This window comes from Chitinophaga niastensis (assembly GCF_003014755.1).
Classification (GTDB): domain Bacteria; phylum Bacteroidota; class Bacteroidia; order Chitinophagales; family Chitinophagaceae; genus Chitinophaga; species Chitinophaga niastensis.
In genome coordinates this window covers 209,101-221,979 of the sequence record NZ_PYAW01000001.1, presented here as the reverse complement: position 1 = coordinate 221,979, position 12,879 = coordinate 209,101, and the positions used below count along the sequence as shown (strand labels likewise).

At 44.4% G+C, this 12,879-nt stretch carries 9 protein-coding genes; 8 read left to right on the top strand and 1 reads right to left on the bottom strand.

What is annotated here, in order from left to right:
• Window positions 1–136 precede the first annotated feature (136 nt).
• From porU to CLV51_RS00855, 8 genes are all read left to right on the top strand, one after another.
• The gene (porU, locus tag CLV51_RS00890) at window positions 137–3,544 is read left to right on the top strand and encodes a type IX secretion system sortase PorU (RefSeq protein ID WP_106526129.1); all 3,408 of its coding nucleotides are present in this window, start codon (window positions 137–139) and stop codon (window positions 3,542–3,544) included.
• A 108-nt stretch (window positions 3,545–3,652) separates the two neighbouring features.
• Window positions 3,653–4,828, top strand: a complete 1,176-nt coding sequence (gene porV / locus CLV51_RS00885; protein ID WP_106526128.1) for a type IX secretion system outer membrane channel protein PorV — start codon at window positions 3,653–3,655, stop codon at window positions 4,826–4,828.
• A 144-nt stretch (window positions 4,829–4,972) separates the two neighbouring features.
• Complete coding sequence (ispF, locus tag CLV51_RS00880) at window positions 4,973–5,458, top strand: 2-C-methyl-D-erythritol 2,4-cyclodiphosphate synthase (RefSeq protein ID WP_106527545.1); 486 nt, start codon at window positions 4,973–4,975, stop codon at window positions 5,456–5,458.
• Window positions 5,459–5,549: 91 nt separating this feature from the next.
• Window positions 5,550–5,993 carry a dUTP diphosphatase gene (dut, locus tag CLV51_RS00875; RefSeq protein WP_106526127.1) on the top strand — a complete coding sequence of 148 codons (444 nt, stop codon included), beginning with the start codon at window positions 5,550–5,552 and terminating at the stop codon, window positions 5,991–5,993.
• Between the two features lie 3 nt (window positions 5,994–5,996).
• Window positions 5,997–7,733, top strand: a complete 1,737-nt coding sequence (locus tag CLV51_RS00870) for a tetratricopeptide repeat protein (RefSeq protein ID WP_106526126.1) — start codon at window positions 5,997–5,999, stop codon at window positions 7,731–7,733.
• 78 nt (window positions 7,734–7,811) lie between these two features.
• Window positions 7,812–8,648 carry a lipoprotein insertase outer membrane protein LolB1 gene (lolB1, locus tag CLV51_RS00865; protein WP_106526125.1) on the top strand — a complete coding sequence of 279 codons (837 nt, stop codon included), beginning with the start codon at window positions 7,812–7,814 and terminating at the stop codon, window positions 8,646–8,648.
• 114 nt (window positions 8,649–8,762) lie between these two features.
• Window positions 8,763–10,211 (top strand): murein hydrolase activator EnvC family protein, encoded by a 1,449-nt coding sequence (locus CLV51_RS00860; protein WP_158266896.1) that lies wholly within the window; start codon window positions 8,763–8,765, stop codon window positions 10,209–10,211.
• Window positions 10,212–10,262: 51 nt separating this feature from the next.
• On the top strand, window positions 10,263–11,648 hold the full coding sequence (locus tag CLV51_RS00855; protein WP_146151208.1) for a murein hydrolase activator EnvC family protein: 1,386 nt from the start codon (window positions 10,263–10,265) through the stop codon (window positions 11,646–11,648).
• Here CLV51_RS00855 and bshA read toward each other — a convergent pair.
• Window positions 11,645–12,784, bottom strand: coding sequence for an N-acetyl-alpha-D-glucosaminyl L-malate synthase BshA (bshA, locus tag CLV51_RS00850; RefSeq protein ID WP_106526122.1), 1,140 nt, complete (start codon window positions 12,782–12,784; stop codon window positions 11,645–11,647). The genes CLV51_RS00855 and bshA overlap by 4 nt on opposite strands.
• Between the last annotated feature and the right edge of the window lie 95 nt (window positions 12,785–12,879).

The window sequence follows — 12,879 nt, the reverse complement described above, 5'->3', positions numbered from 1 at the left end:
GTATATTTACAGTAAACGCAAATGTACTCTTTTTTATTTTATGGCGAAAAAAATTAATTTGTAATTTGCTGCCATTCGTCCCCGCTGATCAAGGGTCTTTCTATATCAACCGGACCGAAAAACAGGGATTAAGATAATGAAACTCAATTATATTTTCCTAATACTACTCCTGATTTTTCCCTGGGGAAAACAGGGTGCTCATGCACAAAACGGCCAGCGGCACTATAAAAATAATTCTGTGCTGGCAAAAGGGAGCTGGTATAAACTGGCCATCACCGCGCCCGGCATCTATAAAATAGATATTCCTTTTCTTAATAACCTGGGCATTAATACCCAACAATTATTGTCCGCTAAAATCAGGCTGTTTGGCAACGGAGGACAGCTATTGGGGGAGCCTAACAGCACTCCCCGTTACGACGACCTGCCTGAGGTAGCACTATATGCAGCAGACGGGGGGGATGGGTACCTTAACGGGAATGACTATATGCTTTTTTATGCACCAGGTCCGCATCGCTGGGATTTTAACAGCACCTGGAAAACGTTTACGCATCAGTACAACCTATATAGCGATACCGCCTGGTATTATATTAATACAGATGAAGATGGTGTACGGGTACAAGCAGATAATAGTTTTCTGCAGCCTGGGGTTCCGGAATATACGTTTGATTACCACGCCTTCTATGAGCGGGATAGCCTTAATTTCCTGAACAGCGGTAAACAATGGTGGGGACAGGAATTTAGTAAAGTGTTGGGGCTTAGCCGTACCTATAATTTTACGTTGCCCGCAGCTCCGGTTGGCCCCGTGTCAGTAAGTATACGGGCTGCTGCCCGCAGCAGCAGCGGATGTAATTTTAATGTAACAGTCAATAATGCTGCCGCCGGTAACATATACCTGTTGCCGGTAACAGACAATATATTTGAAGGAGTGGCTACCGCCGCTGCTGCTACGGGTACTGCTGTTGCCAATCAATCGCAGTTAGTGATAGGAGTGGATTTTGCACAGGGAAACATCAACGACCACGGATGGCTGGACTACCTGGAAGTGCAGGCAAGGTGCCCGTTGGTAATGCCGGCTGCCGGTCCGCTGGATTTTCGTAGCAGCGTTTACGTGGGAAGCGGACAAAATACCAGTTATGTCATTCATAACGTACAGGCACAAACGAAAATATGGGATGTAACGGATGCTTTACATCCGGTAGCCGTAAACACAGTACTGCAGGGCGATTCCCTTTTGTTTACGGGTAAAAATGAGCAATTGCATGAATACCTGGCCTTTAACAGCAGTGATGCCGGAAGTCCCGCAGCCATAGGTAAAGTACCCAACCAGGACCTGCATGGAAGTAGCAGCGCCGATATGATCATCATTACTACCACAGCGCTGCGTTCACAGGCAGAAAGGCTCGCTGCCTGGCACCGGGCACAGGATCAGCTCACTGTACAGGTAACTACTATGGACCAGGTATATAATGAATTTGCTTCCGGCTCACCGGACCCCACTGCTATCCGCGATTACGTTAAAATGTTTTACGATCGTGGACCAGCACCCCGCTACCTGCTGCTGTTTGGCGCTGCCTCGTATGATTACCGGCAACGGGTAAAAAATAACACCAATGATGTTCCTTCCTGGCAAAGTGATGCATCACTGGACGCTATCCGTTCCTATGTATCAGACGATTACTTCGGAATATTGAATGATCAGGGAGATATTACCCGCACAGATATTCCCAACCTGCTGGACATTGGCATTGGGAGAATACCCGCACGCAACCTGGATGAAGCTACCCTGGCGGTAAATAAGATCATCCGTTACCGGCAGTCTGCTACTTTTGGTGCCTGGCGTAACCAGGTTACTTTTTTAGCAGATGATGGAGATAATAACCTGCACTTTAATGCGGCAGAGATGATGAGTAGTATTATCGAAAAAAATAATCATCTCCTGAATATTGATAAAATATACCTGGATGCTTATCCACAGGTAGTGGAGCCTACCGGTACCAGGTCGCCGGAAGTAAATAAAGCAATTGACAGCAGGATAGACAGAGGTACGTTGATATTGAATTACAGTGGTCATGGCAGCAACTCCCGGCTGGCAGAAGAAACGGTGATAGATGCCGGTAGCACAGCTGCATGGCATAACGAAAACAAACTTCCTTTGTTTATTACCGCCACCTGTGATTTTGCCCCTTTTGATGATCCTGGCATTACTTCGCTGGGCCATAAGGTATTGCTGCAAAACAATGGAGGCGCTATTGCGCTTATGACCACTACCCGTGCGGTATTTGCCTATTCTAACCAAGTGATGAATGCCAATTACCTGAAGACGGCCTTCACGCCACAGGCAGACAGCACCATGCCTGCTTTGGGCACCGCTGCACGGCTGGCGAAAAACATTACCTACAGTAGCTCCGGTGATGTGATCAATAACCGTAAGTTCCAGCTGTTGGGTGATCCTGCGCTAACACTTGCTTTCCCGCAATACCGGGTGATCACCGATACGATTAATGGAAGATCGGTATTAACGGGCAGGGATACACTAAAAGGGCTGGGACACTATACTATAAAGGGACATATAGCAGATGCGCAGGGTAATGCCGTAACAGATTACAATGGGACCCTGTTTACCACCGTATATGATCAGCCATCAGATCAGAAAACACGTGGCAATACCCCTCAGAGCCAGGTAGCTGCTTATTCCTTGCAACGCAATGCCCTGTTTCAGGGTACGCAAACGGTTACTAACGGACAGTTTACGGTTACTTTTGTAGTGCCCAAAGACCTTAACCCCGGAGAAGGGAATGGCAAAATCAGTTATTATACCAATAACGATACACAGGATGGTAATGGTTATTTTAATAATTTTACTACAGGTGGCTTAGCTGCTGAGGCTGTAGCAGACACTACCGGTCCGGCTATAGCAGCATGGCTGGATAAGCGTAATTTCAGGAGTGGGGATATTACTGGTCACGACCCCTTGCTGATAGTGGATTTGGCTGATAGTAGCGGTATTAATATTTCAGGAAACAGCGGTAGTTACCAGATAATAGCTATTCTGGACAACTCAGAATATTTTGTGTTAAATGATTATTTTGAAGCATCTTTGAATAGCTATCGAAGAGGAAGTATATTGTTTCCTTTACGTGGTTTGTCAACCGGAGAACATCAGATTACTATAAAAGCATGGGATACCTACAATAACGCTGCTGGCGCAACAATACATTTCAAAGTGGCAGAACCGGATATACTGGCTGTGGAGGAGGTAGGTAATTATCCCAATCCGTTTCATGATATAACACGTTTTACTTTTTTGCACAATCAGCAGGGAGTACAGCTACAGCTAACACTACAGGTGTTTGCTTTAGACGGAAGACTTGTCAAAACAATGCGTAGCACAATAATTTCAACGGCTGGCCGTTTTGATGGAATGCCCTGGGATGGTCGTGGTGACGCGGGAGCAAAATTGTCACCAGGACTATATATTTACAGACTAACTATTGCAGGTAACGGCAATACAAGGATAAAGGGTGGTAAATTAGTGTTATTATGACCTATGCATAAAAGATTAATTTTATCGTTGTCCCTAATAAACCCCCTGTTTCTGTATTATATTAATAAATAAGATTATTTTTACATCCTTATCAAATACGAATTCTGCATGATCCGAAAGGTAACAATGGGCCTTGTGTTCATTTACGGTTCTTTCACTAGTTTTGAAACCTCAGCTCAGATAAACACTGGCCAGATTGATGGTCGTACAAATACGATCAATACAGCTGTTCCGTTTCTACGAATCACGCCGGATGCGCGCAGTGGTGCCATGGGAGATGTGGGTTTAGCCATAGCACCGGATGCCTCTTCTATCTACTGGAACCTTTCTAAATTGCCTTTTGCAGAAAAAAATTCCAGCCTTGCAGTAACTTATACGCCCTGGTTGAAAGAACTGGTGAATGACGTATTCCTGGCTACCTTAAGTGGCTATACCAAACTGGATGAGCAGCAGGCTATATCAGGATCATTGCGCTATTTCTCTTTAGGTACTATCAATTTTACAGATGTTACCGGCCAGCCCAATGGCGATTTCCGGCCCCGTGAATTTGCACTGGACGCAGGTTACGCCCGTAAATTGTCTGATCACTTTTCCATAGGATTAACCGCACGGTATATTTATTCCAACCTGGCTGGTGGACAAACGGTTAATAGTACTGTTATTAAACCTGGTAAGGCTTTCGCAGCAGATATCTCCGGCTTTTATACCAAAGATTTTGAGAAAGATAACGGTCTGGTAAATAAACTCAACATAGGACTGGCTATTACCAATATCGGAACTAAGATTTCTTATACCAGTTCTGCACAGAATAAAGATTTTCTGCCTACCAATTTTGGAATTGGTACAGCATATACAACGTCATTGGATGAAGCCAATCAGCTGACCTTTTCCCTGGACATCAATAAATTGCTGGTGCCAACACCGGATTCTGCTGGTGATTATAAGAACAAAAGCGCTTTGGAAGGAATGTTTAGTTCCTTTGGAGATGCGCCGGGCGGCTTCAAGGAAGAAATGCAGGAACTGATGTACTCCATTGGTATGGAATACTGGTATAATCAGCAGTTTGCTGTGAGAGCTGGTTATTTCAATGAAAATAAATACAAAGGCAACCGTAAATATTTTACAGCAGGTATTGGTGTGAAGTACGATATTTTTGGCCTTAATTTCTCTTACCTCGTACCCTCCGGATCAGGGATTCAACGTAACCCGCTGTCTAATACCCTGCGGTTTACACTGACTTTTGATCTGGGTGCAAAAAATGAAGAAAGCCGTACTGGCTGGTAACTTATTTCACGCAAAGACGCAAAGTAGCAAAGACGCAAGGATTACTTTTAAATCTTCCTTGCGTCTTTGCTACTTTGCGTCTTTGCGTGAAATAAATATATGCCTTACCTTGCGGATTGGCAAAATGATAAAATTATTTCAGATATGAGCAGGATACGTATTGGATTGGGGGTAGATTTTCATCAGCTGGTAGAAGGCCGTGAATTTTGGCTGGGAGGCGTGCTGGTGCCACATCACAAAGGCGCACTGGGACATAGTGATGCCGATGTATTGTTACATGCTATCTGTGATGCTATGCTGGGTGCTTTGGCGCTGGGCGATATCGGTGTGCATTTTCCGGATACGGACAATGCTTACAAAAACATCGACAGTAAGATATTATTAGCCCGCTGCGCACAGCTGATAGGGGAAAAAGGTTACCAGGTAGTCAATGTAGATAGTACACTCTGTTTGCAGGCGCCTAAAATAAAGCCTTATGTAACCACTATGCAAGCCGTAATTGCAGAAACATTGCGCATCAGTGTGGAAGACGTGTCTGTAAAAGCTACTACTACAGAGCAGTTAGGCTTTGTAGGACGGGAAGAAGGCGTAACAGCACATGCAGTGGTATTATTAGAAAGCATCAATTAATAAAATTACGAATTACGAATTGGGAATTACGGTTATAAGCGAAGATCGCTCCGATCCGTAATTCGTAATTTAAATAAAATATCTTTGTTCAATGGCGGATATAATTGTGAAAATCATCAATAAGTCGGATAATGAATTACCGGCTTATGCAACGGCGGATGCGGCAGGAATGGACCTCCGCGCACATTTGGAAACAGCAATCACCCTGCAGCCCCTGGAAAGAACCCTGGTGCCTACAGGTTTATTTATGGAATTACCTTCCGGATACGAAGCGCAGATCCGCCCCCGTAGCGGCCTGGCCATCAAACAGGGACTTACCCTGCTCAATACGCCTGGCACGATAGATGCTGACTATCGGGGAGAGATCAAAATTATTATGATTAATTTATCTAACGAACCGCAAACCATACAACCCGCTGACCGTATCGCTCAAATGATCATTGCCCCGTTTGTACAGGTAGTGATGGAGCCGGTAGTTGTGTTAACTGACACAATACGTGGCGTCGGAGGTTTTGGACATACCGGTAAATCCTGATAAATGCGGATATACTTCACCGTTATAGGGCTGGCAGGTATTTTTTTAATGGGAGCATGCAGCGGTGCCAAACAATCAGCTACGCATAAAAATGCCACCGTTAAAGACCCCGCTGTGCTGGTACAACGGGCAGATAGCCTCTTTTTTGCGGCCCAGCGATCTAAAATGCTGGGCGATTACCGCACAGCTATCACTCAGTATTCCGATTATCTGCGGTTGAATAAAAATAACGCTACTGTTAATTATGAACTGGCCCGCCTGTATATAGAAGTACAGAACGCCGGCAATGCACTCAATTTTGCCCGTCGTGCAGTGGCTATAGACCCCGATAATCATTGGTTCCAGGTAACACTGGCCGATGCATACGCAATAAATCAAAAATTTGATAGCGCCGCTATCGTATTTGAAGGGCTTACCACTAAATATCCCGACAACGAAGACTATCTCTACAACAAAGGCGTATTGCTGGCCAAAGCCAACAAACCTGCATCTGCACTGGCCGTATTTAACCAGCTGGAAAGCAAAGCAGGCGTGGTAGAGGAACTCATCTACCAAAAACAAAAATTGCTGCTGAAAATGAGCATGGTGGATGAGGCAGCGGCGGAAATAATGAAACTCATCAGCCAGAACCCGCAGGAAATACGATACTATTACCTGCTGGCTGAAATATATGATGCCAATGACCGGATTAAGGAAGCTGCCGGAGTATACAAAACTATTCTGACAAAAGATGCGGACAATGCAAGGGCATTAATAGCGCTGGCATCTTATGCGAAAAAAAATAATGACAACGTTACATACTGGTCTTATCTCACCAAAGCCTTTGCTAACAAGAATTACAGTATTGATGAAAAAGTAGCTTACGTTTATCCGTACCTGCAAATGATGGAGGTAGATACCAGCAAATTGCAGGAAGGGCTTCAATTAACAGCACTGATCATAACAGCACACCCACAGGATGCCAAGGCATATGCTCTGCGCGGAGATATGTTTTCTCAGGCAGATATGCTGGACAGCGCTCAGATCAGCTACCAAAAAGCATTGGCGCTTGATACTACCCGTTTTTCTGTATGGTATCAGCTGATGTGGATCTACTCCCGTAAGGAAGACCCCAATGCGTTGCTGACACTGAGTAATACAGTGACCAATAAATTTCCGAAAGAATTCATGGGCTATTACTTTAAAGGTGTGGCCAGTTTCCTTTTGCAACAATATCCGAACGCTATTCAGTCGCTGAATGCTGCACTGGATGTAGGTAATGGAGAAAAGAGATTTATGGGTGATATCTATTCTCTGTTGGGAGATGCATACCACGCCACCGCACAGCATCAGCAGTCAGACAGCAGCTACGAACGCGCATTGCTGCTCCGGCCCAAAGATGCATTGATCATGAATAATTACAGTTATTATCTGTCATTGCGTGGCGAAAACCTGGAGAGAGCAGCTGAATTGTCGAAACTTTCCCTGGAAATTGAACCGGAAAGCCCTACCTACATGGATACCTACGCCTGGATTCTTTTCCGGCAGGATAAGTTCAATGAAGCAAAGCAGTGGATTGAAAAGGCATTGCAATATCCGGAAGCGCAGAAAAATCCGAATGTATTGGAACATTACGGAGATATTCTGTTTAATTTAAAAGATGTAACCAAAGCGGTGGAATACTGGCAAATGGCAAAAGACAAAGGTGCGTCTTCTGTTGACCTGGTACGGAAGATCGCTGAAAAAAGATATATTCAATAAGCTTTTAGCTTTTAGTTATTAGCCTTTAAATGCTAATCGGGAAATACTAAAAGCTAACTGCTAAAAGCTAATAGCTAAATGAAAAAAGCAGGACTAGTCACACTTTTAATAGCAACAATAAGTATGGGGATGATGGCGTGTCGCCATCCCAAAAAACTGGCACGTAACACTTTTCCTGCAGCAGATACCAACAAGGTAGTTGTTCCCAGAGACAGTGCTTCTACAGAAGAACTGGCAAAGTTTACCAACGGGATGTTGAAGGGGATTCGTGGCAATCATATAGAATTTAATACCTTTTCCGGCAAGATGAAACTGGCTTTTGAAACAGATAAAAAAAGTCATAATAACCTGAACGCTACTTTCCGGATGAAAAAAGATAGCATTATCTGGATCTCCATCTCTGCACCACTTGTAGACGAAGTAGTGAGAGCTGTGATCACGCCGGATAGTCTGAAAATGTATAACCGTTTGGATAAAGAATTATTCCTTCGGAAGATGTCTGATGCGGAAGAGTTACTGAATATTCCTTTTGATTTTAAAACGTTGCAGGACTTATTAATTGGTAATCCTGTATACCTGACAGACTCTGTGTTCCAGGTAGTAAAAACACCGTCTATCATTTCTTTCAGTTGTGAGCACGCTAAGTTTATTAGCTTGTTTAATGTGTTTGCGGATGATTACGGATTACAGCAAAGTAAGGTGATGGATAAGGACAGTTCAAACCCTAACAAGCGCTCGTGTGAACTTACTTATGGTGATTACACGAAAGTGGCCGATCGTAAGTTCCCCACTACACGACGCATTTTTGTGGAAGAGAAAAATGTGACGAAAGTAGCATTGGACTTTACCCGCTATGACTTTGATATACCACTCACTTTTCCGTTTAGTATGCCTTCCAGCTATAAACGTAAGTAAGGCAGTATTTCAGCAAATGTCATCTTCATTAAATTAATAAACGTTGTATATTTAGCGTTTATAAGTCTGGACCTGATATTTAATTTGCAGTTACTAAAAATAGTCATGTTGTATTTGAAGAAGATTATCCCGTTAATGTTGATGATATGGCTAATGCCAACCATGTTGGTGGCCCAGAGTACTGGCCAGCAACAGCAGCAATCGCGGGAAGAACTGGAGCGCAGGAAAAAAGATCTGCAAAGAGAAATTGATGAAGCAAATGAACAGCTGAAAGTAACTAAAAAATCTACCAAAGAGAGCCTGGGGCAGCTTCGTGCCTTACGTGATAAAATCACACTCCGTTCCCGGCTGATCAATAATATTAATGAAGAAATCAACTTTATCAACGGGGATATCAACACCGCTTACCGCGATGTAAAAACACTGCAGAAAGACCTGGATACCCTGAAAGCACAATATGCACAACTGGTAGTGTATGCTTATAAGAACCGTTCTTCTTATGATATGATGAACTTCGTTTTTTCTGCACAAAATTTTAATGATGCGGTAAAACGTTTCCAATATTTAAAGCAATATCGTGAATATCGTCGCAGACAAGCGGATAATATCCTCACTACGCAGGAACAGCTTAATCAAAAGATCCAGAACTTGGAATCCCAGCGTGTAAGGCGTTCCGACGCCCTGAAAACAGAGCAGGAGCAACGTGCTACACTGGAAACAGATAAGAAAGAGAAAGATGAAGTGTTGAGCAAGCTGAAAGGCCGTGAGAAAGAACTGGTGGCAGATATTAATCAGCGCAACAAAGATGCGCAGAAAGTACAGGCAGCCATCCGTGCGGTTATCCGTCGTGAAATAGAAGAGGCCCGCCGTAAAGCCATAGAAGAAGAAACAGCCCGCCGTAAAGCTGCGGAAGAAAAACGCAGACGGGATGAAGAAGCCCGTAAGGCCGCTGCATTAGCTGCTGCTGAAAAAGCCAGAGCTGCCGCTGCTGCAAACAATGCCAATAACAATAATACCGCCGCCAATACACCGGCACCCGAAAAAGCTGCACCGGTACCAGTAAAACCAGCTCCCGCGCCCGAACCTGAGAAAACAGTAAGCCGTACAGAAAGTGTGCTGGAAGCCACTCCGGAAGCGCTCGCGTTATCTGAAAGCTTTGAGGCCAATCGTGGTAAACTGCCATGGCCGGTAGATGCAGGTAATATCATTGAACACTTTGGTATTCACCAGCATGCGGTGATGGAGCATATCCAGGTACCATCCGATGGTATTGTAATCGCTACCAATAAAGGGGGTGCGGTGAAATCTATTTTTGAAGGAGAAGTGCGGTCTGTAGTAGTAATGCCAGGTTCCGGATATGTAATTATTATACGTCATGGACAATACTTTACTACCTATGTACGTTTGCAAACTACCCGCGTGAAGAAAGGCGATAACGTGAAAACAGGACAGGTAATAGGTACTGCCAGCGTCAACGATCTTGAAAATAGTGGTGAAGTAGAACTGCAGATCTGGAAAGGTAGCACCAAACAAAATCCTGAGCTGTGGATACGCAGAAGATAAATTAATACATAAGCGTAAAGCTTATATACTCATAAACCCAATGCTTTTTTTTTGAGAAAGTTGATCCCTCTTTTGATGGTTCTATGGCTGTTGCCTGCGCTGCTATATGCACAGCGGAGCAACAAACAATCGCGCGCAGCACTGGAAAACCGTAAGCAGGAACTGCTGAAAGAAATAGAAGAGGCCAACAAGTCCCTCGCAAAAATTCAGAAATCTGCCCGCGTAAATGTTGGTGTACAAAGGGAATTGCAACAAAAAATCATCAGCCGTACCGCACTGATTAAAGATATCAACCAGGAAATAAACTTAATTGAAGGGGATATCAGCAATACTAACGATAACGTACATACGCTGGAAAAGGAAGTAGATTCGTTAAGGGCGCGTTATGCTCAACTGGTAGTATATGCTTATAAAACACAGGGCTCTTATGATGTACTGAACTTCTTTTTCTCTGCTACCAGTTTCAATGATGCCATACGCCGTTACCAATATATGCGTCAATACCGCGACAGCAGGCGGCGGCAGGCAGAAAACCTGTTGTCAACAAAAGCATTGCTAAGCCAAAAGCTGGTAGTACTTCAGGAACAGCGTGCAAAAAAAGCAGACGTACTCCAAACGGAGCAGCAACAACGGGTCACTTTACTGGCTAATAAAAAAGAAACCGATCAGACCATTGCGCAGCTGAAAAACAAAGAACAGGAAGTACAGCAAAACATTACTCAGCGTAAAGCAGAAGCCCGGCAGATAGACCAGGCCATTCAGGATGCCATTCGCCGTGAAATAGCGGCGGCTCAGAAAAAAGCCGCAGCGCAGGCATTAGCACGTCAGAAGGCTGCTGCTGCAAAACGTGCAAAACGTCGTGAAGAGGCTGCTGCACGCAAAAGAGCAGCGCTGGCAGCAGCCAAAAAATCACATAAAAAAGTAGTCGTAAAACCGAAAGTGGAAGAAGAAGAAGAGGCAGATGATCCCCCACCAGCTAAAACTTCCAGTGAAGATGTACTGGTAGCTACGCCGGAAGCGCTTTCTTTATCGCGCGATTTTGAAGCTAACCGCGGCAGGCTGCCATGGCCGGTGGATGCAGGCCGTATTACCGGACATTTTGGAACAAGTACCGTAGGTAAGGTAGAAGTGGATCACAATGGAATCATTATCGCTACCGGCAAGGGAGCTGCTGTGAAAGCCATTTTCGACGGAGAGGTGATTATGGTATTTATGGTACCAGGCGCAGGATATATGGTTACCCTGCGCCATGGAAAATATTTTACCAACTATGTGAGATTACTGGATGTGCGTGTAAGAAAAGGAGTAGCTGTAAAACGTGGCCAAACACTGGGTGCTGCGGCTTCGGGGCCTGGCAGCAATACAGGTGAGATAGAATTACAGATCTACAGGAACACGTTACAACAGAATCCGGAAAGGTGGATTCGCACCCGTTAAAGCAGTTGTACCTGTTTTTGCAATACTTCTTCGTATAATGCTTCGTATTGAGGAATGATATTATCAATATGGAAGCGCTGTGCCTGTTCCCATGCGCCTTTGCGCACGCTGGCCAGCAACGTTTCATCCTGCAGTAATTTAATAGCATGAGCGGCCATACCATCTACGTCACCTACCTCACTCATATAACCGGTTAATCCTGGTATATTGATTTCAGGTAAGCCACCGGCGTTGGATGATATCACGGGTACCTGTGCAGCCATTGCTTCCAGCGCAGCTAACCCGAAACTTTCGTATTCAGATGGCAGCAGGAATAAATCACTGATAGACATTACATCTTCCAGTTGTTCCTGTTTACCAACAAATCGTACATCTTCACAAATACCTAATTCTCTGCATAAACATTCTATCGATGGTCTGTCTGGTCCATCACCTACCAGCAATAGTTTTGCGGGCATTTGTTCACGTACGCGGGCAAATATTTTTACCACATCAGGTACACGTTTCACTTTACGGAAGTTAGAAACGTGCAGCAGGATTTTTTCATCATTGGGCGCAATGGCCTTTCTGAAATGTGGTAACTCTCTGCGGCTGAAGCGCTGCGTGTCTACGAAGTTGTAGATCACTGATATTTCTTTCTCTATCGCAAAAGATTTATACGTTTCATCCCGCAGGTTTTCAGATACAGCGGTGATGGCGTCTGATTCATTGATAGAGAAGGTAACCACCGGTGCGTAAGTTTTATCTTTCCCTACCAGGGTGATATCTGTACCATGCAGGGTGGTAATAAAAGGTACCGTTCTGCCATGTTTTTTTACAATCTGTTTGGCCATATACGCGGTAGATGCATGTGGAATGGCATAGTGCACATGCAGCAGGTCCAGCTTCTGATTAATGATCACATCCACCATGGTGCTGCTAAGAGCAGACTCATAGGGGGGGAAGTCAAAAAGCGGATAGGTGGGAACCTGTACCTCGTGATAATATATGTTGGCGTGAAACGCGTTAAGCCTTACAGGCTGTTGATAAGTAATAAAGTGGACCATATGACCTTTATCTGCCAGGGCTTTCCCCAGCTCTGTGGCCAGTACCCCGCTACCACCGTAGGTAGGGTAACATACTATTCCTATGCGCATGAGTTATTTTTTTTGCATCCTGCAAAGGTAACCTTTTATGCTTTCAGCCATTTGTTATTTGTAAGAACAAGGTCAATTAATTAGTTTTATTGAAA